Genomic DNA, 20,003 nt, shown 5'->3' with positions numbered 1-20,003 from the left:
GTCTTACAGCCGCTGCGAAATCTCCAGCAGCGGCTTGATGCTGGAGCCGAAGCGGCTCATCGAGGCGTGGTTCAGCTCTAGCTGGCTGTACGGCAGGTAGCGGATCCCCAGTTCCGACACGCGGGAGAACGCAGGTCTCTTGAGCTGTTCTGCCACCTTGTCTCGACGGTTGTCCGGGGCCACCAGAAACAGCGCGCATTGTTCAGCGACTGGTGTGCCAAGCGCAAGATCAAGCATGCGGACAATGCCCGAATAGATGGACGTGGTGTGCTCGACTTCAAAGGCCGCAGCGACCAGCGAGGTCTGGCGGTCAATCCACACCACGTCGATCAGCCGCACCGACTCCAACCCCGCGTATGCAGGTGGCGGCAACTGGGCCAGGCATCCATCCCCCAGGAGGCCGGTGCCATGCACACGCCCCCGGTCATTGGATGCAATCCACACGTCAAACCCCAAGGCCTTGCCAAGGTCTCGCAGCGACGCCTGAACACCGGTGTGGGTCGCATCGCTCTCAGCCGCCTGGGACAATTCTTTGTGCATGGCCGTAGATTCCAGCCGGACGCGCTGGAGATCTTCCCGCCACAGGGCTGCCGCCGCCGCATCCATTGCCGCCGGCGGCGCGGTGTACCGGCCGCTGCCGATATCGAACATCAGTCCCGCGATCGCACCAAGATCGTTGGAGAGCTGCCGGCGGTACTGCTCGTTCAGGCGCAGCAGGCCCTCCCGCATCGAGAGATAGTGGTCCCAGCGCCCGAGTTTGACCCTACCGCCGGTGACAGCGTTGAAGCCGTTGACGATGGCGGTGTTGAAAGGGGTCACCAAGGTCGGGTGAATGAAGTACAACAGGTTGGCGACTGCTGGACCCAGGCCTTTGATGCCGATCGCATCGATGCGCTGGATGGCCGACACCACGTCCTCGGCGCAGTCGCAGTGGTCGCAGGCATGGAGCAGATCGGCGAACGCGCGCTGGTTGCTGGCGTTCTCGTAGATGTCCGGGATACGCAGTTTGGGCTTCCATAAAAAAGCGTGATCGGCGCCTTTGAAGATCTGGCGTTGCTCGGCGACCGACCCCACGATGGTTTCGAGCGAAGAGCCTCGATAGGCGTTGCCGAACGTTCCTGCGCGGATGTCCTTCACTACCTGCGCGATGCCACGGCGTATCGAACGGAAGTTTTTGACCCGCTGATCCCACAGAAACCAGGTGTTGTACGTGCTGCTCGGGTCAGCCTTCCAGCCGTCGATGAGTGTGCCCAGGGAATCATGCATTGGTGGTCTGGTGCTTTCCGACGCTGTGTGTGCTTGGGAAGAACATGGAAAAGCAGGTTCTGCCGCTCTCTGAACTCACCGACATGCGGCCCCGGTGGGCCTGAACAATGGCCTGGGTGATGGACAAACCAAGGCCTGCACCGTCGGAGTCGAGTTGCTTGCGCGACTTGTCGGCCCTGAAGAACCGGTCAAACAGGCGAGGAATCATCTGCGCATCAATGGTGGGGCCATGGTTGATGACATCCACCGTGGTCCCGTGAACGTCTCCTGATATCTCAACGACCACGCTTTCTCCTGCAGGGGTGTATCTCACCGCATTGGACAGAAGGTTGCTCAGGGCCCGTCGCAGCATCAATCGATCGCCGGAAATCTCTGCGGCACCCAGGAGCTTGAGCTGCACCTGTTTCTCTTCCGCCAGCGCCTCGTAGAAATCGAAAAGGGCTTGTGCCTCGGCATGCACCGCGATCTTCTCGGTGCTGGGCAGGATCAGACCATGATCGGCTTTGGCCAGGAACAGCATGTCCGCCACCATCCGAGCGAGGCGCTGGTACTCCTCTGCGTTGGAAGCCAGGATGTCCCGGTACTGGTCTGCGCTGCGCGACTGGCCGAGCGTGACCTGGGTCTGGGTCATCAGATTGTTGATGGGCGTGCGCAGCTCGTGGGCCAGATCCGAGGAGAATTCCGAGAGACGGTCGAAATCTTCCTTCAAGCGCCGCAGCATTTCGTTCAAGGTCGTGGCCAGGTCGGCCATCTCGATGGGAAATTCCTGGCTGGGCATGCGCTCGTCGAGTCGCTTGGCCGTGATGGCCATGGCGCGCGATCGCATGGCACGCAAGGGAGCCAGACCGTTCCTTGCTGCCCACCAACCCAGCACGCCTGCCACCAGGGTGGCCAGGGCCACATACACCGCGAGCACCCGGATCAAGTCGTGCATGAAATGCTTGTGGTGGGCAATGTCCAGCGCAACACTCACCTGCAGCGGCAAATCGCCTCCCCCAGGAGCGGACAACACCTCGTACATCCCTCGGACTTCGCGGGTTCCGGCGTGCCAGGCGGCCACCCCCAAGCGCGCCCCGCGGACCATCTCCGGCATGCCGCCGGGAAACTCAAAGCCTGGCGTGGAGTAAAGCGCTTCGCTGCCCCGCGTCACGCTGACAAAAAGTCCCTCGTGGCTATGGAGCACATCGTCCATGCGGGTCTGCAAATCCTGGGGGGATTTGGACTTCCCGATCACCTCCCGCATGAGATGGATCTTGTCGCGCAGGGCGTCACGGTCCAACTCCACGAAATGCCGATCAATGGAGATGGCGACCAGGGTTCCCAGGCCTATGAGCACAAACGCGGAGGCCAGGGTAAAAAACACCGTCAGTCGTGTCGTCAGCGAATATGGGGCGCTCACAGGCTCTCCTCAGGCTCCTCGAGCACATAGCCCATGCCCCGAACCGTCTGAATGAGCTTAATGTCGTAAGCGTCATCGATCTTGGCTCGCAGCCTGCGCATCGCCACCTCGATCACGTTGGAATCGCTATCGAAGTTCATGTCCCACACCTGCGAGGCGATGAGCGATCGCGGCAACACCTCGCCATGGCGCCGCATCAGCAGTTCCAGCAAGCCGAACTCTTTGGCCGTGAGGTCGATACGCTTGCCAGCGCGGCTCACGCGCCGGCGCAGCAAATCGAGCTCCAAATCCGCCACCTGCAGCACGGTCACCTCTGTCCCGCTGCGACCGCGCCGCAAGATGGTGCGCACCCGCGCAAGCAGTTCGGCAAAGGAAAACGGCTTGACCAGGTAGTCGTCGGCGCCCAGTTCGAGACCTTTGATCCGATCATCCACGTGGTCTTTGGCCGTCAGGAACAGCACCGGCATCTCCAGCCCGTAGCGGCGAAGGCTCTTGAGGACCTGCCATCCATCCATTCCCGGGAGCATGACATCCAAGATGACCAGGTCGTAGTCACCTTCTTGGGCCATGTGCAGCCCATCCACCCCGTTGTGAACCAGATCTGCGTTGAAGCCTGCCTCTCGCAGGCCCAGGCGCAGGTACTCCCCGGTTTTGATTTCATCCTCTACGACCAATATCTTCACGGGCGACTCCCTTGACCTGTTGGCGCAAGTGTGCCCGGGGATCGCAGGCTTTCATGAACATTACAAAGATGTAATGGACAAGTTATGTCGGCGGCAGCAAGGGGTTCACACAATGCATCCATCACGAAACGCATGGTGAACCTATGAAAAATCCTTGGCTTTCACGACCCACCTCAAGCCGATGGCTGGCCGCCGCGCTCGCGGTTCCCTCCTTGGCATTCGCGCAGACGCCAGAGGCCGGCGCCACAAAGGTGGACTACCAGATCTCCTACCGCTCGGCATTCACGGGCTATGAGGCGTACAAGGAGCAATCCGTCCAGCCTTGGAAGGAGGCCAACGACAAGGTGGGGCAAATCGGTGGCTGGCGCGCCTACGCCAAGGAAATGCGCCAGACGGCGCCCGATGCAGGCCAAGAGCAGCCCGCCCAAGGCCATGGCACCCACGGTGGAGGCAAGCAATGAGCCGCCCAGTTCGCATGCCCCGTGCCAAGCTCCTGGTGGCTCTGGCCGCCGTCGCGGTATTGTCCGGCTGCGCCAGCGTGAACCTGGAGCAGAACCTGTCTGGCACCAATGCCGCCACGGCCGGCTTCACGGATGGCCAACTCACCCTGGCCCGAGACAAGTCCGAGCAGGACGCCTTGCGCCAGCGTGCCTCCGATCTCTTGAGCAAGCCGCTTGGGCAAAAGGAAGCCGTACAACTCGCGCTGGTCAACAGTCCGTCCATGCAGGCCATCGTGGCCCAAAGCTGGGCCGATGCCTCGAGCGCCGCCCAGTCGGGGCGGATTGCAAATCCCATCCTCACCCTGGAGCGGGTGCGCCTGGGCAGTGAAACCGAGATCGGCCGGCTTCTGTCCTTTGGACTGCTGGACCTGCTCACCCTGCCCATGCGCAAAGGGACAGCTGAACTGCGCATCAAGCAAACACAGCTGCGCCTGAGCAGCGATGTCGTGGATCAGGTCACACAAGTGCGCCAGGCCTGGGTACGCGCTGTAGCGGCCCAGCAGACGCTGACCTATACCCAGCAGGTCTTGGCCAGCGCCCAGGCCAGTGCCGAGCTGGCAAAGCGCATGCAGTCGGTCGGGAACTTCAACAAGCTCGATCGTGCCCGCCAGCAGGCGTTCTATGCGGACACTGCCACCCAGGTGGCCAACGCACAGCACCAGACTACGGCCGCCCGCGAGGAGCTGGTCCGGCTGCTTGGCCTGGACGACAGCCAGGCTGGCATGCTCAAGCTGCCCGAGCGCCTGCCCGCACTGCCCAAGGAGCCTGTGTCTGCTCAGGAGGCGGGCCGCCTGGCCTCCAAGGGCCGCCTGGACCTGCAGATCGCCAAGTCGGACTATGACGCAGCTGCGCGCTCGCAGGGCTGGAACACGCTCATGACCTTCACGGACATCGAACTGGGGGTGCGACGCGACTCCGTGTTTGATGCGACCGAGAACACAAAGCAAACCCGCCGCGGCTTTGAGATCAGCCTGAACCTGCCCATCTTCGACTGGGGCGGCATGCAGCGCAGCGCAATGAGTGCGCAGACGCTGGCGGCGGCCAATCGCCTGGAGGCCACCGCCCGAGCGGCCGGCTCCAACCTTCGCGAAAGCTACTCCGCCTACCGCACGGCCTATGACGTCGCGCGCCACCACCGCGATGAGGTGATCCCGCTGAGGAAGACCATCTCCGAAGAAAACCAGCTTCGCTACAACGGGATGCTGATCAGCGTGTTCGAGCTGCTGGCTGACTCCCGCGACCAGGTGAACTCGGTGATGGCAGCGCTCAATGCCGAACAGCAGTTCTGGCAAGCAGAGGCGGCCCTCCAGGCCTCCCTGATCGGCAAGCCCATGAGTGCCGGTGTCGCTGGCGGCGGGGGTGCTGCCGCCGCCGAGTCTGCAGCAGGCCACTGATCCCAAAGGAAACCAACATGAGTTCGAGAAGAGATTTTTTCCGCTTCGCAGGCATTGCCGGAGGGGCTGTGGCTGCGGCCAGTGTGAGCCGAGTTGCGATGGCAGCTTTGCCAGAGCCTGTTTTTCAGACGAGTCCTGAGACCATGGCACCGCTGGTGCCCAACTCGGGGCGTCCCTACAACCCCGTGGTCACGCTGAACGGCTGGACGTTGCCCTGGCGCATGAACCAGGGTGTCAAGGAGTTCCATCTGGTCGCCGAGCCCGTGGTGCGAGAAATGGCCCCCGGCTTCAAGGCCCACCTGTGGGGTTACAACGGACAGAGCCCAGGCCCCACCATTGAAGTGGTCGAAGGCGATCGCGTGCGCATCTTCGTGACCAACAAGCTACCTGAGCACACCAGCATCCACTGGCACGGTCAACGCCTGCCCAATGGCATGGATGGCGTAGCAGGACTGAACCAACCTGCCATCAACCCAGGCAAGACCTTCGTCTACGAGTTCGTGGCGCGCCGCCCTGGCACCTTCATGTACCACCCGCATGCCGACGAAATGACGCAGATGGCCATGGGCATGATGGGCTTCTGGATCACCCACCCCAAGGCCAAGCATCCGCTGATCGATGAGGTGCAGCGCGACTTCTGCTTCCTGCTCAGCGCCTATGACATCGAGCCCGGGGCCGCGACACCCAAGGTCGCAGAGATGACGAACTTCAATCTGTGGACATGGAACAGCCGCATCTTCCCGGGCATTGACTCGTTGAATGTCCGGCTCAACGACAAGGTGCGGATCCGCATCGGCAATCTGACCATGACCAACCACCCCATCCATCTGCACGGCCACGAGTTCCTCGTGACCGGCACCGATGGTGGTCCAACGCCCAAGAGCACGCGGCTGTACGAGGTCACCACCGATGTGGCCGTGGGCCAGATGCGGCAGATCGACTTCCTGGCTGACGAAGAAGGCGACTGGGCATTCCATTGCCACAAGAGCCACCACACCATGAACGCGATGGGGCACGACATTCCTACCATGATCGGCGTGGACCACCGGGGGGTGGCCAAGAAGATCAACAACCTCATTCCCGACTACATGGTGATGGGTGAGCGCGGCATGGCGGACATGACGGAGATGGAGATGCCCATCCCTGACAACACGATTCCGATGATGACCGGCGAAGGCCCGTTTGGGTCGGTCGAGATGGGCGGCATGTTCAGCGTCGTCAAGGTGCGCCGCGACCAAAAGCCGGGCGACTACAAAAACCCCGGTTGGTACAAGCACCCTGAAGGCACCGTCGCCTATGAGTACACCGGCCCGGTGGCCGAGCCAGCGCGCTTCAAGGCCGAGGGCGGTCAGTCCATGCCGCGCAAGGAAAAGGCCACCTCGGACACCGTCGTCAAGGTCAAGAAGCCATCGGCCCATAGCGGGCACTGAAAACCCATCCCCCCTGAACCACTCTACGAGGTACCTATGAAACGCAACCTTTCCCTGATCGCAGCCTCCGCCCTGGTGGCCATTTCCTTCAACAGCTTCGCCGGCGGTAACCACGGTGGCGGTCATGACGCCGGTGGCGCCAAAGGCCACGGCAGTGCTGAATCCGCCATTGGTCAGCCCGGTCAAGCCGGCAAGGTGACCCGCACGATCAACGTCGAGATGGCGGACACCATGCGCTTCACGCCAGCGAACATCGCCGCCAAGCAGGGCGAGACCATCCGCTTCGTGATCAAGAACTCCGGCCAGGTCAAGCACGAGTTCAGCCTGGGTACCGAGGCCGAGCTCAAGGAGCACTACGAGACCATGAAGAAGTTCCCCGAGATGGAACACGACGAGCCGAGCAAGATTTCCCTGGCTCCCGGCAAGCAGGGCGAAATCATCTGGCAATTCACCAAGGCGGGCGACATCAACTTCGCATGCCTGTACCCAGGCCACTACGACGCAGGCATGAAGGGCCAGGTCAAGGTCGCAAAGAAGTAACCACGGGGTTGCGCGTCAACCCACTGAACAAGGAACTCTCATGAAGCAAATCAACACTGCTATCGCCGCCGCCATGCTGTCGCTGGCCGCACTGCTGCCGGTCGCGGCCATGGCCCAGGCCGCCCCCGACGCCGCCAAGTCCTCCGCAGCCGCCTCGATGACCGATGGTGAGGTGCGCAAGATCGACAAGGACGCCAGCAAGATCACCATCAAGCATGGCGACATCAAGCACCTGGAAATGCCCGGCATGACCATGGTCTTCAACGCCAAGGACAAGGCCCTGCTCGACAAGGTGCAGGTAGGCGACAAGATCCGCTTCATGGTGGTCAGCGAAGGCGGAAAAATGGTCGTGACGGACATCCAGGCCGCCAAGTAAGCCAGGCGAAAAGCAGACGGCGCCCTCGTACAGGGGGCCTTTCCTCACCCATGCGGCCATGCCGCGAAAGAAAAATCATGAAGTCTTTTCTCATCGCTCTGGCCCTTACGGCCGCATCGTCCGCATTTGCAGCTGGCGATACCCAGGAGGCCACCCCCTACACCAACTCCAAGGCCCAGGCGCACGGCGAGGATCACAAGAAGGCCCGCCCAGCAACGCCACCCAAGCGTACCAACGACGGCAGCACGGCCCGCGGGGAAGGCTCAGGCGTGGCCACGACCAGCAAGTCCGAAGCCCGCGGCCAGGACAAGGCCAACGAGCGCGAAGCCAAGCCACACAAGGAAACGAGCCAAGGGACCACCCCGAAGTAAAACCGGCATGAAGCGCGGCGGACGGGCTATGCCTGTCCGCGCTATACGCCGGTGGCAAGCCGCGTATAGCGCGCAAGTCTGATGCGAGCACAGGCCTGCTCTGGCCATGACGGTGTACGGTGAGGTAGACGTGACTTACGCGCTATTTGCCAACTTGGCCGAAGACACCAGCGGTGGGTGGTGGGACATGGTGCTGCGCGGAACTTTGGAGCAGTGCATCTGGGCTGGAAACTCCGTCAAGGCCGATTGGGCGCACATTGTCGACATGGAGACTGCCCAAGTCGTGCGCTGGAAGAAGCGCGATGCCTCAGGACCGCCGCTTGACTTGGTTCCGTGGTCGATGCGGACATTCCATTGACCTTCGGCGTATTGCTTTCCTTTCAGGAGCTTTGCAAGCTGTCGGCCCTTGGCGGCTCTCGATGGGTTCGCGCGCAGTTGGCCAAGGCCACTGTTTCGCCCGCGCTAGCCGAGGTAGCTACGGCTTCGGCCATGCTGCACTTGATACAGGGCTGCCCTTTGCCATTTCTCGTGAGCGGACCACAGGCAATCCTGGTTGAGGAGCTTCAGCAAAACGGTCTCCTGCGAGCCGAATTTACCTACGCGGATTCACAAGAGGAGGACACGGCAACGGTGCTTGCCATCACGGACAAAGGGCGCGAAGCACTTGCTGGCAACGCCGTCTCCAACACGGCATCTCGCCCATCGAAGGCCGCTGTTTCTCCCGACCCCTGAGCGGCTTTGCCGGGATAGAAAGTCCCACAGGCTGCCAACCCACAAGGGTCGTCTTGGACAACCGCCGCGCGGTCAATGATTGCCGTGATGGACGTGAACGCCGCGCATCCAGGCCATGAGATCCAGCTGGCTGGTTGCAACCGAACCAGGCGCTGGGCTGCGGCTGTCATTTTGGCTGCGACGCCGCGGCTTGACGAAGTTTGCGCTGTGGCTGGGCCTGGACGGGCTGTCGACCGCCAGATTGTCCAGGATTGCGCAATCGGCGTGGTCGTCACCAGCACAGACAGCCACGAGCTGCTCAAGCGCTGACTTCATCTCGACGATCTCCTGCAGCTTCTGTTGCAGATCCTGCAGATGGCGCTCTGCAATGGCCTTGACCTGCCGGCTGCTGCGGGCAGCATCACCCCACTGGCCGATCAGCTCGGCGATCTGGGGCATGGAGAATCCGAGTCGGCGCGACTGGCGGATGAAACGCAACACGGAGATCTCCCGCTCCCCGTACAGGCGGTACCCAGAATCGCTGCGTACCGCCTCCGGGAGCAAGCCGGTCTGCTCATAATGGCGAATCATCTTGGCTGAGACCCCTGCGGCTTTGGCGGCATCGCCGATGTTCATGAGTGCGGTCATGGCTGTTCCTGCGAATGAAGAAAACACGGTAGCAGGACTGTCCACCTTGCCACCGTGTCAATGTCAAGAACCCCCAAGAGGTTCCTGCTGAGTACCTCAAACGAGATCAGGCGGGTGGGTATCCCGCCTCGGACAGCACCTCCGTCAATGTCTGGCGGTCTTCCGCGCTCTGCACAGTAACCGTGCGCTTGGGCATGTCCACCTGGATCTTGCATTCGGGATCGACCATCTTCAGTGTCTGGCTGACCATCCCGGCGCAATGCCCGCAGGTCATGTTGGGGAGTTGGAATTCATGCATGTTTCACCTCGTGGAAAAAAAGTTGTGAAGCACGCAGTCTCCAGCTTGTCACGGTGGAAAGGTCAAGCCCTGGTGACGCTAGCTACTACCTCGCACAACGCCACGCTTGCGTTTGCCACCGTGTCAAGCCTGACAGTTCAGCTGTGCCGGCCACAGCCGGGTTTGAACCTCATTTGGAGACTGCCATGAATTCCGTTGCCAATGGCGCAATGCTGCCCTCGTCACTACCGACATCACTCTTGGACCTTCCGATCACGGGCATGACCTGCGCCTCCTGCGTCGGGCGGGTCGAGAAGGCGCTCAAAGCGGTGCCAGGCGTGCGGGACGTGACCGTGAACATTGCCACGGAGCGTGCGACCGTGGTGGCCGAGGCATCCGTTGCCGCCCCCGCCTTGGCGGCGGCCGTACAAAAGGCCGGGTACTCAGTGGCCGAGGAACTGGTGGAGCTTTCTGTTGGCGGGATGACCTGCGCCTCCTGTGTCGGTCGTGTCGAGAAGGCCTTGAAGGCCGTGCCCGGGGTGACGGATGCCGAAGTCAGCCTGGCCACCGAGCGGGCGCGGGTGCGCCTGCAAGCGGGGGTGGCATCCGATGGCCTCGTGAGAGCCATCCAGAAGGCCGGCTACGAGGCCCAGGTCGTGACTTCAGATGCACCCGCCCCCCCAAAGTCCGGTGGCGAGCCTTGGTGGCCGGTTGCATTGGCTGCCGTCCTTTGCGTACCGCTCGTGCTGCCCATGCTGGGTATGCTGTTCCGGCAGGACTGGGCTCTGAGCGGCTGGATTCAACTGGCTTTGGCCACGCCGGTGCAGTTTTGGCTGGGGGCACGGTTTTACCGGGCGGGATGGAGGGCGCTGCGCGCCGGCGCGGGCAATATGGACCTGCTGGTGGCTCTGGGCACCTCGGCAGGGTATGGGTTGAGCCTCTACCTGCTCTTCAAGCACGCAGAGCATGGCACACCCCATCTGTACTTTGAGGCATCGGCTGTGATCATCACCCTCGTGCTTCTGGGGAAGTGGTTGGAAGCGCGGGCCAAGAGGCAGACCACAGCGGCCATCCAGGCACTCAATGCCCTGCGCCCGGAAGTGGCGCGCGTGCGTACCGCTGCTGGTGACGTCGATCTACCCCTGTCGCAGGTGAAAGTGGGGGACGACGTGGTCGTTCGCCCCGGAGAGAGAGTGCCGGTGGATGGCGCCGTCATCGAGGGCGCAAGCCAGGTCGACGAATCGCTGATCACCGGCGAAAGCCTTCCCGTTGCCAAGAACGTCGGCGACCAAGTGACCGGAGGGGCCGTGAATGCGGAAGGCTTGTTGCTGGTTCGCACGAGCGCCGTCGGCGCCGAGTCCACGCTATCGCGCATCGTGCGCATGGTGGAATCTGCGCAGGCCAAGAAGGCTCCGATCCAGCGCATGGTGGACAAGGTCAGCGCCGTGTTCGTCCCCGTAGTCCTCGGCCTTGCCGCACTCACCCTGGTGGGATGGGGCCTTGCGACGGGGAACTGGGAACAGGCCATCCTCAATGCTGTGGCGGTGCTGGTCATTGCCTGCCCCTGCGCGCTGGGCCTGGCGACTCCGACCGCCATCATGGCGGGGACCGGCGTGGCAGCGCGCCATGGCATCCTGATCAAGGATGCCGAAGCCCTCGAGATTGCACACCGCATCGACACGGTAGCCTTCGACAAGACCGGCACTCTCACTGAAGGCAGACCCACCTTGGCAGCAGCAGTCCCTGCTGAGGGCGCCCAGGAGCATCTATTGCCGTTTGCCGCGGCCCTGCAGAACGGAAGCGAGCATCCCTTGGCCAGAGCCGTGATGGACGCTGCTCGCAGCCAGTTGATCACCGTGCCGCGAGCCACCGACGTCACTGCAGTGGCAGGCCGGGGGATGTCGGCCATCGTCAAGGGGCGCGAGATACGCTTGGGCAGTACCCGGTACATGAACGAGCTCCTGGTCAGCACTGAAAGTCTGGCGGCGACTGCCGCGCAGATGCAGCAGGAAGGCCGAACCGTGTCCTGGCTTGCCGACGTGACCGACACGCCGACATTGGTGGGTCTGCTGGCGTTTGGCGATACCGTCAAAGCCAGCGCACGCCAGGCGATAGCGCAGCTGCACGGCCTGGGCATCGAGACCGTCCTGGTGACCGGGGACAACCAAGGCAGCGCGGCCGCGGTGGCCAAAGCGTTGGGCATAGACCAGGTCCGTGCTGATGTGCTGCCTGAAGGCAAAGCCGAAATCGTCGCGCAACTCAAATCCGGTGGTCGGCAAGTTGCGATGGTCGGGGATGGAATCAACGACGCCCCCGCGCTGGCGGCGGCCAACGTGGGAATCGCCATGTCCACAGGCACGGATGTGGCCATGCATGCGGCTGGCATCACGCTCATGCGTGGGGATCCGGCGTTGATCGCGGATGCCATTGACATCTCGCGGCGCACCTACGCCAAGATCCGCCAGAACTTGTTTTGGGCCTTTGCCTACAACGTGGTGGGTATCCCGTTGGCGGCTTTTGGCTTGCTCAACCCCATGGTGGCGGGCGCCGCAATGGCGCTCAGCAGCGTGAGTGTCGTGACCAATGCCCTTACCCTGCGGTCCTGGAAGAAGTGAGGGGCGCAGGGCCGTCGTCAATATGAAGAACCAGGCGGCTCCAAGGGACCAGGGAGATGGATCCAGACGAAGATTTCGGACGTCTTTCCTGGCGCTCTGGTATGCCGCGAGGTTCTACACCGGCTGCGTCCGCAGTGAACACCCAGGGCCGCGCGTCCACTCGCTGAATGCCCACAAATCTGCGTGTGAGGAATGGACCAGATCGAGCTCCGGCCCGACGTTCGGTGTCCCATTGGGACCGCGGCAAATCAGTGCTCGATGGACGGCCGGAGCGATCCCACGAAAATACGGCAGGAAGTCATCTACAAACGCCACTGGCGCAAGGCGCTCGATGGCCTCAGCCTTCGGGCTTCGCTCCCCTGCTGCGACTCCTGTGGCGATCACGCGCTCGATCGGAAACCCCGCATCCCGCAGATTCCTCAGGCGCGCCGCTTCAAACTGCTGGGCCAGAGCTGAGACGCAGACCAGTTCGTAGCCCGCATCGTAGAGCACATGGCTGGCTTCGACAGCCCGCTCCAGTGGTGGCACGCAAGACCAGAACTGCTCATCCATGCAGGCCCGCAACGCCGCCAGGCGATCCCCCTGCAGAAACTCGACCGCCCAGCGGTGATGCGGAAAGTACGCGTCCTTGTCCCGCTCGACGGGCCGCTGGCCAAACGCGCGCTCCCAGACCGAGGCATAAGCCAGGCCATAGTCGAGCAGCACCCCATCCGCATCCAGGGCGATGATTGGCTTGGTGCTCATGTCGATGATCCTCCAGCAAGATCTCATTGCAATTGCGCTCGTGGGGCCGGCGAGCATGCCATCGGTAGGTGACCACCCGCGTGCTTGCAGACGCGTCGCAGTCTCTGCTCAGCCCACATCCACACAGAAATCCACCCGGAACTCCGAATTCTGCATGCCACCCCCTCGGCGCCTGTAGCCTCTGGGGTTGGTGACGATCCGAGTCCCCCGCACCTGATAGTCCTGGCTCTCATGGACGTGCCCATGGATCCAGGTGCCGGCCTTTCCCATCAGCGCTTCCAGGTCGCTGGCGTAGCAAGGTGACAGCGGGTGGGCTTCAAACCCCTGCGGGATTGATCGCGGATGCGGTGCATGGTGGGTGACCACCACCGTGTTCTCTGGATCACCCAGGCCCAGTTGCTCCTGCAGCCACTGCCGGCTCGCGTCATGCCGGCGCCCGGCCATTGCCGGCACCAGGCGGTGCTTGCGTTCGTGCCAGTACATCTCCGCCGGCCGGGTGATCTTGATCCGCGGGTAGTCGCTCATGCGATGGCGCGCGGTGTTCATCGCCATCAGCTTCTCGTCGGCGCCGTGCAGCGCATAGTCCGTCCAGAGCGTGCACCCCAGGAACCGAACCTCCCCGATCACGACGGCATCGTTCTCCAGGTAGTGGACCTGGTAGTCACTGGCGAGCTTGCGCATCACGTCAATGTGCTTGTCCCAATGCTGGCTGTAGAACTCGTGGTTGCCGTCCACGTAGATGACGGGCTTTCCCGGGAAGGTCTCGCGTGCCCAGCGCAGCCCGCCCGTGCCCTCGGTGGTGTCGCCGGCCAGCACCACCACGTCGACGGTCTGGAGGAAGTGCGGGTCCAGCCGCGGCCTGAAGGGAGCCAGGTCCAGATGCAGGTCCGAGTACACGAGCAGTTTCATGGATGCTCCGTTGAAGGCGTTGCGCGGACTCATGGCCAACAGCGGCGAGGCTTCTTGCGCGCCCTGACCATCGGCGCGAAGCCTGCGCGCTGAATGCGTGCGGAAACCAGTCTCCCTTTCAGCAGCCTCCCTGGTTCGGTCGTGATCACGAACTGTGGTGGCTCGTCCCCGTCAGCGCTACTCCTGGCCAGCGAGAAGTACACGCGAGCGCCCACCGTCCACCCCATCCCAGGCGGCAAGGGAATGCGATTGCGACTGTCGATGTGCACTCTGCGCTCGGGCTCGAATCGCTTACTGACGGATTGGGGGTTTAAAGGCATAGCAATCCTTGGATGACATCCCAGCCCACATTGACAACATGGGTGATTTCGGAGGGAGCCAGCACGTCTCGGTGCAGGTGACCGTGGTAGAGCCGGCGAAACGAGTGGTTTACGCTCACCGGGCATCGCAGCGTGCACATAGGGCCGGGATCGCTCCGTGGCCAGGGTGCGCTGAAATAGGTTCGTGCGTCGTTGAAATCCATAGTGCGTGGCAAGGAAACGGAACTATTGCCAGGGCGGCAGCAGCTCGCCGCCATGGGCTGGCCACGAGCCGACAGATACCGCGTCCCAGACGACATCGCTCACGTCAGCCGAAATCGTCCCGATGGCAAGCTGGCCACGCAGTTCCATCAACATCCGCAGGTCCTCGTCTTCTTCGGGAGATGCTGCCAGGTGATAGTTGCGACCCGATCCCGTCTTGACCATTGCGCTCGCAAGATCGATGGCAGCCAATGCCGAAGTAACTCTGAGTGTCATGGGCCCCAGCATCGCGACGATGTGCAGCGTCCCGGTTCCACGTCGAAGGATTCGCCAATGATCCAGTTGGACCTCGGGCTGGACTTGAAGATCGGGGGCGGGACGCTCATTGAGAAATTGAATCTGCACGATGCAGGACCTTGTTTTTGATCAAAAGAGCGAACAGGATGAGGGCCTCGTTTGCGATGAATCGCTGCAGTGCGATCCAGGCCTGCATGTCCAGATCGAGGATCAGTCCAAGGCTGAGAAGACACTGGCATGAGGACTCCGCGGCAGCCGTCCGGAAGTGGAAATCATCAGATTTCCATTGAAATGCGACTAGTTAGACGTGGTCTTTTTAGTCGCCATCGGCGGAAATCGAGTGAATGCCAACTCGAAAGTCAGATCCGCCAAAAGCTGCCGTCGGTCGCGCGCTCAAGGAGCTGCGCACCGCTCGCGGCTTCACGCAGGAGGATCTGATGTCGTCGATCAGCCGACGGCACGTTGGACGTCTTGAGCAGGGCGAACAACTTCCCAGCATTGGCATGGTGGAACACCTCGCTGAAGGCCTGCAGGTCCATCCAATGACTCTCCTGGCGGTTGCATATGCACGCCGATTCGATGCAGCATCGGTTGAAAAAGTGCTGAAGTCGGTGAGAGCCGACCTCTCTACACTGCTGCCCGAGGACGCGTCCTAGACTTCTTTGCCCGCTGTGGGTGGCTTGCTTCGTCCATGATGGCTTCGATGCCTGTCAACATAGTCAGCGACTCTTCGTCGTTCGGACGATTGAGCAGCCTGTTCACGATCTCTCGGTCTGCAGCCACGCTCAAGACCATCATCACTTCGCGCAGCTGCTGCATGCTGCCTTCAAATAGCTCGCCATTTGCTGGGGGAGAGGGATGGCTCTTTGCCATCAGCAGCAATGCCATGGCGATCGCAGCATTGGGTGTGCCATCAGGTCCTTGCGTGCCTTCGCCCCACAACATGGCCCGAAGCTGATCGGAAACGCAGACCAACTGGCTGTCGCTGAGGCTCTTCGGAAGGATTGCGCTCCAGCCCCCGGCGTCAAGAATGCCTGCAAGGTCCATCTCACTGAAATGGCCAATCTGTTCTCTGTCTAACTGCAACATGCTCTTCAAATAATTGTGGGACTAGTTGGTCCCATTTGGGACTGAGCGTGCGAAGATAGCTGAACTTTCTCCGCGCAAATGCCGTTTGAAACCGGCCATGTGCAAATGGAAAGTTCCCGGTTGCCTTGCATTGACATATGCGCAACCGAAGCGTTGTCTTGAACCTTTTTTGCCACCCGCCCTTGACGAGTCGATTGGATCTTTCCCGCTTGGTTGAACTCGACAGCCAGCTTCGCGAACTGGCGAAGCAGCAAGGTGCAGGCACGCCCAGGAGCGGCTGGGTGAAGACGGTGCGCCTGGCGCTCGGGATGAACTCGGCGACTCTAGGCCGTCGCATCGGCATCTCTCCGCAGGGGGTCCGGAGACTGGAGCAGTCGGAAGCGGAAGGCTCGATTTCCCTCAACACACTGGCCAAGATTGCCGATGGATTGAACTGCGACGTACGGTACGTTCTGGTCCCCAGGATCAGCCTGGTCGATCAAGTGATGGCGCGGGCCACGGAGCACTCCAAAGGCGCGGGTTCGATGGGAGCTGGCAGCACCCCGATGAACATTGACGGCCAATCGTTGGTTGTGCTCGCATCGCTTCTTTCGCGCATCGACAAACGCGCGTTTTGGTAGCTGGCGTGACCTGCTGCTGAAGAGGAGTGCAGTACGCCGGCAGGACAGGCCCACAAGACAGCCCGCGGGTTGTGGCGCGGGCGGCTTGAACGCCTATAGTGGCTGCAGTCGGCGCTGTTCCTCGTGAAATGCGGTTGCGGGGCCGAGTCCAAAAGGAGGCGTGGTGGGGGAACTGGATGACTATCTGCAGGCTGCCGACCGTGAAACCACGGTTCGGAGCTACGCAGCTGCGATCAAGCACTTCGAGCAGGACTGGAAAGGCCTGCTGCCGGCCACCAGCGATACCGTCGCTCGCTACCTCGTGGCCTACGCGAGCACGCACAAGGTCAGCACCTTGAGGCAAAGGCTGGCGGCGCTCGCGCGCTGGCATGCAGAACAGGGCTTTGCGGACCCGACCAAGACACCGCTGGTGCGAAAGGTGCTCAGGGGCATCGTGGCAAAGCACCCGTCCAAACAGAAACAGGCGCGCCCCCTTGAACTCGACCAGCTACAGAAGATTTCCGAATGGCTGCAGGCCGCTCAGCGCGCCGCACGCGAACGAGGCGATGAAGCGGCGTTGCTGCAGCTGACGCGCAACAGGTCCATCGTGCTGTTTGGGTTTTGGCGCGCATTTCGATCCGACGAGATCGTCAATATGCGCGTGGAGAACGTGACAGCCATTGCCGGCAAGGGTCTGACCTGCAGGCTGGATCGCAGCAAGGCGGATCGCGCGATGGAGGGCCGCACTTTCCATTGCCCGGCACTATCCAGGCTGTGCCCAGTGGACGCCTATCTGGAATGGATCGCGGTCAGCGGCCGTCTGGCCGGCCCGGTGTACTGCGGCATCGACCAGTGGGGCCACATGTCCGATCGACCCATGCACCCCACCAGCCTGATTCCCTTGCTGCGCAAGATGTTCCATGACGCCGGCGTCGAGTCTGCTGAAGGCTATTCGAGCCATTCGCTGCGGCGCGGATTTGCGGGATGGGCACGCGCCAGCGGGTGGGATATCAAGGAGATGATGGAGTACGTTGGATGGCGCGACATGGAGTCGGCGCTGAGGTACCTGGATGCCCCGACCGCCGGACTGCAGGAGCGCTTCGAAAGCGGGCTCTGACATCGCTTGGACAACACCCAACCCGAGGCATGCATGCAGCCCATTCTTGCCCCTCACGTGCGCACCTTCGTCGACTGCCTGACGGATCTGCCGGTACAGCCTTCATCTGTGTGGCTGATCGGTTCGCAGGCCAGTGGCCGAGCCCAGGCAGGCTCCGACACAGATCTGCTCGTGTTCGGCCCGCCCGGGTTGATCGACGCGATCCGGGCGACACTTTCTCAGCCACACGGGATCGACTGCATGGTGCTTGTAAACGGCGACGACTTCGAGGACCCCTGGCAGGAAAAAGGCGGCTCCCTTTCCCGCTGGCGTTGGGCCTTGAAGTCAGCCACCGAAGCCCAGTACGAAGGGAACAAATTCATCGCAGATGAGCCTGGTGGATCGCTCGGCCAATTTGAGACGCGGCAAGAGAGAGCCATCCGCATCTGGTCCAGTTGAAGGCGAGCGGCATGCGAGTCTTCCCACCTGAAGTCAGGCAGGCCCGTCGACCGACATCGCTAGCACCCATGGCAACGAGCTGGATCAATCGGGCGCCACTGGGCCATCAAACAGGAGAGAAGATGCTTCTTGTGTATGTGGATACCGGTGGAATGCTCAAGGAAGTCGCAGCCTTGGAGGCTGCTGGCCTTCTGAAAACGCACTACTTCCCCTTCGAGCAGCGAAATCGCCGGGTCAAGGCCTTCGTGCCTGGCTCGGGCGCTTCCTGGAAGCAAAGCAATCTGAGTTGGAAAGAGGCCCCTGGAACTTGGAACGACTACAAGCCCTCGGCGCTGTTTGAACCGCTACGCAAGTTGCTGGGCGCCAAGGTCGATGCGCAGCACCTTGATTCCGGGGTCAAGGCCGGTTGCTCAGTTTTCCTCACGAGCGACAAGACGGACATTTGGTCCAAGCGCGATGCAATACAGGCGCTCGCCAACATCCGCGTCCTCCATATGCCTTCCGAGTTGGCGACACTGAGGCAGCTAGCAAACCAAGGGTAAACCCGGATCTGCTAACGGAATAATTTGCACGGGAAACGAGATCACCCCCAGTTGCTGCCGCACGCGCTCAATCGTCGGCCGCTCTCCCAGGGCGAGAACGGCGTCCGCCGCCGCCCACACCTCTTCCACCTGCACGCCGCGCGGTCCTCGGACACTTCTGGATTGCATGGCCCTGCTCCATCTTAAAATTACCCACGATAAAGGATATTTATCGCGACAAATTCACCAAATCTGTAGCAAACAATACATTGTATGTAATTTAATAGTGAAACAATAGCTTCTCAGGCTACCTATGCCCTTTCCAACCCTCAACAACGTGCCTGCGCTGCAGCCGGAAATGCTTTCGAATGCCGCAACGCGGGCGGTGGAGGAACTGCTGCGCGAAGGCGAATCCGCCAACACGCTCGCCAGCTACCGCTCTGCCCTGCGCTACTGGGCGGCCTGGTTCAATCTGCGTTTTGGCCGCCCGATTGCGCTGCCCGTGCCGCCCAGCGCGGTGCTCCAGTTCATCGTCGATCACGCGCAGCGCAGCACGGCCGATGGGCTGGCCCACGAACTGCCGCCAGCGATCGACGCGGTGCTCGTGGACGCGGGCTTCAAGGGCAAGACGGGCCCGATGGCCCTCAACACCCTGGTGCACAGGGTTGCGGTGCTCTCCAAGGCGCACCAGCTCAATGCACTTGAAAATCCCTGCCAGGACGCCAAGGTCCGTGAGTTGCTGGCGAAAACCCGCCGGGCCTATGGCAAGCGCGGGGACCTGCCCAGGAAAAAGGATGCACTGACCAGGGACCCGCTGATGGCGATGGTCGACACCTGCGACACCTCCACCTTGAAGGGCTTGCGCGACCGTGCCCTGCTCCTGTTCGCGTTTGCCAGCGGGGGGGCGCCGCCGGTCGGAGATCGTCGGCGCCGACATGAAGGACCTGCGCCGAAGCGGCGCCGCGTCCTTCACCTTCGTGCTGGCCCACTCCAAGACCAACCAGGATGGCGCCGACCGCCCCGAGAACTACAAGCCGGTGCAAGGCAAGGCCGGCGCGGCCCTGGGGGCCTGGCTCGACGCTTCGGGCATTGCCGAGGGGCCGGTCTTTCGGCGCATCTGGAAAGGCGGAAGGCTGGGCGGCGCGCTCTCGGCAGCCGCCGTGCGCGACATCGTGCAGGCGCGGGCGCAGGCTGCGGGCCTGCCCAATGACTTCTCCGCCCACTCCCTGCGCTCGGGGTTCGTGACCGAGGCCGCGGCGCAGAACGTTCCGATGGCGGACACCATGGCGATGACGGGGCACCGCAGTGTGTCCAGCGTTCTGGGCTATTTCAGAATCTCTCCGAAAAGCCGGGGCGCGACCCTTCTCGATGGGGACCATCACGCGGTGTAGGAAAGGGCCTGTGACTGTGAGCGGGTGCACGGCAACTTCGACCAGCCGGACTGAACCGCGCGCTGCACCTGGGGTGGCTTTGAAGACGGGTCGAAGCTGTCAGGCGCACCTGGATTTGAGTGTCGGTTGCCTCCTACAAGAATAAATTTACAAAGGGCTACACTCAC

At 62.1% G+C, this 20,003-nt stretch carries 24 protein-coding genes and 2 pseudogenes; 16 read left to right on the top strand and 10 right to left on the bottom strand.

Translation table 11 applies throughout. From position 1 onward, the window contains the following. Nucleotides 1–3: 3 nt before the first annotated feature. Genes AC07X5_RS18425 through AC07X5_RS18415 form a run of 3 tightly spaced genes read right to left on the bottom strand, consistent with a single transcriptional unit; the run spans nt 4 to nt 3,348 of the window. Nucleotides 4–1,266, bottom strand: coding sequence for a type II restriction enzyme NmeDI-related protein (locus AC07X5_RS18425; protein WP_184856155.1), 1,263 nt, complete (start codon nt 1,264–1,266; stop codon nt 4–6). Beyond that, nucleotides 1,259–2,665: a heavy metal sensor histidine kinase gene (locus AC07X5_RS18420; RefSeq protein ID WP_494771317.1), complete on the bottom strand. Its 1,407-nt coding sequence runs from the start codon at nt 2,663–2,665 to the stop codon at nt 1,259–1,261. The genes AC07X5_RS18425 and AC07X5_RS18420 overlap by 8 nt, the downstream gene beginning before the upstream one ends. After that, on the bottom strand, nt 2,662–3,348 hold the full coding sequence (locus tag AC07X5_RS18415) for a heavy metal response regulator transcription factor (RefSeq protein ID WP_184856157.1): 687 nt from the start codon (nt 3,346–3,348) through the stop codon (nt 2,662–2,664). The genes AC07X5_RS18420 and AC07X5_RS18415 overlap by 4 nt, the downstream gene beginning before the upstream one ends. A 212-nt stretch (nt 3,349–3,560) precedes the next feature. Here AC07X5_RS18415 and AC07X5_RS18410 point away from each other — a divergent pair, with 212 nt between their 5' ends. The 8 genes from AC07X5_RS18410 to AC07X5_RS18375 all read left to right on the top strand — a co-directional run bounded on the left by AC07X5_RS18410 (nt 3,561) and on the right by AC07X5_RS18375 (nt 8,691). Continuing rightward, nucleotides 3,561–3,809, top strand: a complete 249-nt coding sequence (locus tag AC07X5_RS18410) for a hypothetical protein (RefSeq protein WP_409959200.1) — start codon at nt 3,561–3,563, stop codon at nt 3,807–3,809. Then, nucleotides 3,806–5,242, top strand: a complete 1,437-nt coding sequence (locus AC07X5_RS18405; RefSeq protein ID WP_494771316.1) for a TolC family protein — start codon at nt 3,806–3,808, stop codon at nt 5,240–5,242. The genes AC07X5_RS18410 and AC07X5_RS18405 overlap by 4 nt, the downstream gene beginning before the upstream one ends. A gap of 17 nt (nt 5,243–5,259) precedes the next feature. Beyond that, nucleotides 5,260–6,672 (top strand): multicopper oxidase family protein, encoded by a 1,413-nt coding sequence (locus AC07X5_RS18400; RefSeq protein WP_184856160.1) that lies wholly within the window; start codon nt 5,260–5,262, stop codon nt 6,670–6,672. A 36-nt stretch (nt 6,673–6,708) separates the two neighbouring features. After that, nucleotides 6,709–7,212, top strand: a complete 504-nt coding sequence (locus AC07X5_RS18395; protein ID WP_409959196.1) for a cupredoxin domain-containing protein — start codon at nt 6,709–6,711, stop codon at nt 7,210–7,212. A gap of 40 nt (nt 7,213–7,252) precedes the next feature. Next, on the top strand, nt 7,253–7,588 hold the full coding sequence (locus AC07X5_RS18390) for a copper-binding protein (protein WP_184856162.1): 336 nt from the start codon (nt 7,253–7,255) through the stop codon (nt 7,586–7,588). A 77-nt stretch (nt 7,589–7,665) separates the two neighbouring features. Next, on the top strand, nt 7,666–7,959 hold the full coding sequence (locus AC07X5_RS18385) for a hypothetical protein (RefSeq protein ID WP_184856163.1): 294 nt from the start codon (nt 7,666–7,668) through the stop codon (nt 7,957–7,959). A 154-nt stretch (nt 7,960–8,113) separates the two neighbouring features. Further along, nucleotides 8,114–8,317 (top strand): hypothetical protein, encoded by a 204-nt coding sequence (locus tag AC07X5_RS18380; RefSeq protein ID WP_494771315.1) that lies wholly within the window; start codon nt 8,114–8,116, stop codon nt 8,315–8,317. After that, nucleotides 8,293–8,691, top strand: a complete 399-nt coding sequence (locus AC07X5_RS18375) for a hypothetical protein (protein WP_494771314.1) — start codon at nt 8,293–8,295, stop codon at nt 8,689–8,691. The genes AC07X5_RS18380 and AC07X5_RS18375 overlap by 25 nt, the downstream gene beginning before the upstream one ends. Nucleotides 8,692–8,763: 72 nt before the next feature. On the opposite strand, the gene cueR is transcribed toward AC07X5_RS18375, so the two are convergent. Both cueR and AC07X5_RS18365 read right to left on the bottom strand, forming a co-directional pair. After that, a complete protein-coding gene (cueR, locus tag AC07X5_RS18370) occupies nt 8,764–9,318 on the bottom strand; it encodes a Cu(I)-responsive transcriptional regulator (protein WP_311773808.1) in 555 nt (184 codons plus the stop codon). 106 nt (nt 9,319–9,424) lie between these two features. After that, nucleotides 9,425–9,616, bottom strand: a complete 192-nt coding sequence (locus tag AC07X5_RS18365; protein ID WP_184856165.1) for a heavy-metal-associated domain-containing protein — start codon at nt 9,614–9,616, stop codon at nt 9,425–9,427. A 209-nt stretch (nt 9,617–9,825) separates the two neighbouring features. On the opposite strand from AC07X5_RS18365, the gene AC07X5_RS18360 reads away from it, so the two are divergent. Next, nucleotides 9,826–12,210: a heavy metal translocating P-type ATPase gene (locus tag AC07X5_RS18360; RefSeq protein WP_494771339.1), complete on the top strand. Its 2,385-nt coding sequence runs from the start codon at nt 9,826–9,828 to the stop codon at nt 12,208–12,210. 114 nt (nt 12,211–12,324) lie between these two features. Here AC07X5_RS18360 and AC07X5_RS18355 read toward each other — a convergent pair whose 3' ends face one another. From AC07X5_RS18355 to AC07X5_RS18345, 3 genes are all read right to left on the bottom strand, one after another. Continuing rightward, the gene (locus AC07X5_RS18355) at nt 12,325–12,954 is read right to left on the bottom strand and encodes an HAD family hydrolase (RefSeq protein WP_184856166.1); all 630 of its coding nucleotides are present in this window, start codon (nt 12,952–12,954) and stop codon (nt 12,325–12,327) included. A 108-nt stretch (nt 12,955–13,062) separates the two neighbouring features. After that, nucleotides 13,063–13,863 carry a metallophosphoesterase gene (locus AC07X5_RS18350; protein ID WP_184856167.1) on the bottom strand — a complete coding sequence of 267 codons (801 nt, stop codon included), beginning with the start codon at nt 13,861–13,863 and terminating at the stop codon, nt 13,063–13,065. A 545-nt stretch (nt 13,864–14,408) separates the two neighbouring features. Further along, entirely contained in the window at nt 14,409–14,789 is a 381-nt protein-coding gene (locus AC07X5_RS18345) for a hypothetical protein (RefSeq protein ID WP_184856168.1), read from the bottom strand. Between the two features lies 1 nt (nt 14,790). Here AC07X5_RS18345 and AC07X5_RS18340 point away from each other — a divergent pair, with 1 nt between their 5' ends. Both AC07X5_RS18340 and AC07X5_RS18335 read left to right on the top strand, forming a co-directional pair. Continuing rightward, nucleotides 14,791–14,922: a hypothetical protein gene (locus AC07X5_RS18340; RefSeq protein ID WP_260420124.1), complete on the top strand. Its 132-nt coding sequence runs from the start codon at nt 14,791–14,793 to the stop codon at nt 14,920–14,922. A 103-nt stretch (nt 14,923–15,025) separates the two neighbouring features. Next, nucleotides 15,026–15,337: a helix-turn-helix domain-containing protein gene (locus tag AC07X5_RS18335; protein ID WP_184856169.1), complete on the top strand. Its 312-nt coding sequence runs from the start codon at nt 15,026–15,028 to the stop codon at nt 15,335–15,337. Here AC07X5_RS18335 and AC07X5_RS18330 read toward each other — a convergent pair. After that, on the bottom strand, nt 15,309–15,770 hold the full coding sequence (locus AC07X5_RS18330) for a hypothetical protein (protein ID WP_184856170.1): 462 nt from the start codon (nt 15,768–15,770) through the stop codon (nt 15,309–15,311). The genes AC07X5_RS18335 and AC07X5_RS18330 overlap by 29 nt on opposite strands. Nucleotides 15,771–15,979: 209 nt before the next feature. Here AC07X5_RS18330 and AC07X5_RS18325 point away from each other — a divergent pair, with 209 nt between their 5' ends. From AC07X5_RS18325 to AC07X5_RS18310, 4 genes are all read left to right on the top strand, one after another. Then, nucleotides 15,980–16,390, top strand: coding sequence for a helix-turn-helix domain-containing protein (locus AC07X5_RS18325; protein ID WP_260420125.1), 411 nt, complete (start codon nt 15,980–15,982; stop codon nt 16,388–16,390). Nucleotides 16,391–16,553: 163 nt separating this feature from the next. Further along, nucleotides 16,554–17,486, top strand: coding sequence for a tyrosine-type recombinase/integrase (locus AC07X5_RS18320; protein ID WP_184856172.1), 933 nt, complete (start codon nt 16,554–16,556; stop codon nt 17,484–17,486). A gap of 33 nt (nt 17,487–17,519) precedes the next feature. Continuing rightward, entirely contained in the window at nt 17,520–17,924 is a 405-nt protein-coding gene (locus AC07X5_RS18315) for a nucleotidyltransferase domain-containing protein (RefSeq protein WP_184856173.1), read from the top strand. Between the two features lie 68 nt (nt 17,925–17,992). Further along, nucleotides 17,993–18,466, top strand: coding sequence for a hypothetical protein (locus AC07X5_RS18310; RefSeq protein ID WP_184856174.1), 474 nt, complete (start codon nt 17,993–17,995; stop codon nt 18,464–18,466). A 45-nt stretch (nt 18,467–18,511) separates the two neighbouring features. Here the strand turns inward: AC07X5_RS18310 and AC07X5_RS18305 are convergent. After that, nucleotides 18,512–18,634: pseudogene (locus tag AC07X5_RS18305) on the bottom strand (DNA-binding protein); the annotation flags it as partial. A 124-nt stretch (nt 18,635–18,758) separates the two neighbouring features. Here AC07X5_RS18305 and AC07X5_RS18300 point away from each other — a divergent pair. Continuing rightward, a pseudogene (locus AC07X5_RS18300) lies at nt 18,759–19,836 on the top strand (site-specific integrase). Nucleotides 19,837–20,003 lie beyond the last annotated feature (167 nt).

The organism is Acidovorax sp. GW458-11-26-14-TSB4 (assembly GCF_059423865.1).
The sequence above is the reverse complement of the archived record's forward strand: the minus strand, read 5'-3'. Positions and strand labels throughout refer to the sequence as shown.

Excerpts from the sequence above, each read along its gene's own strand:
- AC07X5_RS18425 (WP_184856155.1), bottom strand. The coding sequence starts at position 1,266 with ATGCATGATTCCCTGGGCACACTCATCGACGGCTGGAAGGCTGACCCG.
- AC07X5_RS18405 (WP_494771316.1), top strand. The coding sequence starts at position 3,806 with ATGAGCCGCCCAGTTCGCATGCCCCGTGCCAAGCTCCTGGTGGCTCTG.
- AC07X5_RS18400 (WP_184856160.1), top strand. The coding sequence starts at position 5,260 with ATGAGTTCGAGAAGAGATTTTTTCCGCTTCGCAGGCATTGCCGGAGGG.
- AC07X5_RS18395 (WP_409959196.1), top strand. The coding sequence starts at position 6,709 with ATGAAACGCAACCTTTCCCTGATCGCAGCCTCCGCCCTGGTGGCCATT.
- AC07X5_RS18390 (WP_184856162.1), top strand. The coding sequence starts at position 7,253 with ATGAAGCAAATCAACACTGCTATCGCCGCCGCCATGCTGTCGCTGGCC.
- AC07X5_RS18385 (WP_184856163.1), top strand. The coding sequence starts at position 7,666 with ATGAAGTCTTTTCTCATCGCTCTGGCCCTTACGGCCGCATCGTCCGCA.
- cueR (WP_311773808.1), bottom strand. The coding sequence starts at position 9,318 with ATGACCGCACTCATGAACATCGGCGATGCCGCCAAAGCCGCAGGGGTC.
- AC07X5_RS18365 (WP_184856165.1), bottom strand. The coding sequence starts at position 9,616 with ATGCATGAATTCCAACTCCCCAACATGACCTGCGGGCATTGCGCCGGG.
- AC07X5_RS18360 (WP_494771339.1), top strand. The coding sequence starts at position 9,826 with ATGCTGCCCTCGTCACTACCGACATCACTCTTGGACCTTCCGATCACG.
- AC07X5_RS18355 (WP_184856166.1), bottom strand. The coding sequence starts at position 12,954 with ATGAGCACCAAGCCAATCATCGCCCTGGATGCGGATGGGGTGCTGCTC.
- AC07X5_RS18350 (WP_184856167.1), bottom strand. The coding sequence starts at position 13,863 with ATGAAACTGCTCGTGTACTCGGACCTGCATCTGGACCTGGCTCCCTTC.
- AC07X5_RS18340 (WP_260420124.1), top strand. The coding sequence starts at position 14,791 with ATGCAGGACCTTGTTTTTGATCAAAAGAGCGAACAGGATGAGGGCCTC.
- AC07X5_RS18335 (WP_184856169.1), top strand. The coding sequence starts at position 15,026 with ATGCCAACTCGAAAGTCAGATCCGCCAAAAGCTGCCGTCGGTCGCGCG.
- AC07X5_RS18330 (WP_184856170.1), bottom strand. The coding sequence starts at position 15,770 with ATGTTGCAGTTAGACAGAGAACAGATTGGCCATTTCAGTGAGATGGAC.
- AC07X5_RS18315 (WP_184856173.1), top strand. The coding sequence starts at position 17,520 with ATGCAGCCCATTCTTGCCCCTCACGTGCGCACCTTCGTCGACTGCCTG.
- AC07X5_RS18310 (WP_184856174.1), top strand. The coding sequence starts at position 17,993 with ATGGCAACGAGCTGGATCAATCGGGCGCCACTGGGCCATCAAACAGGA.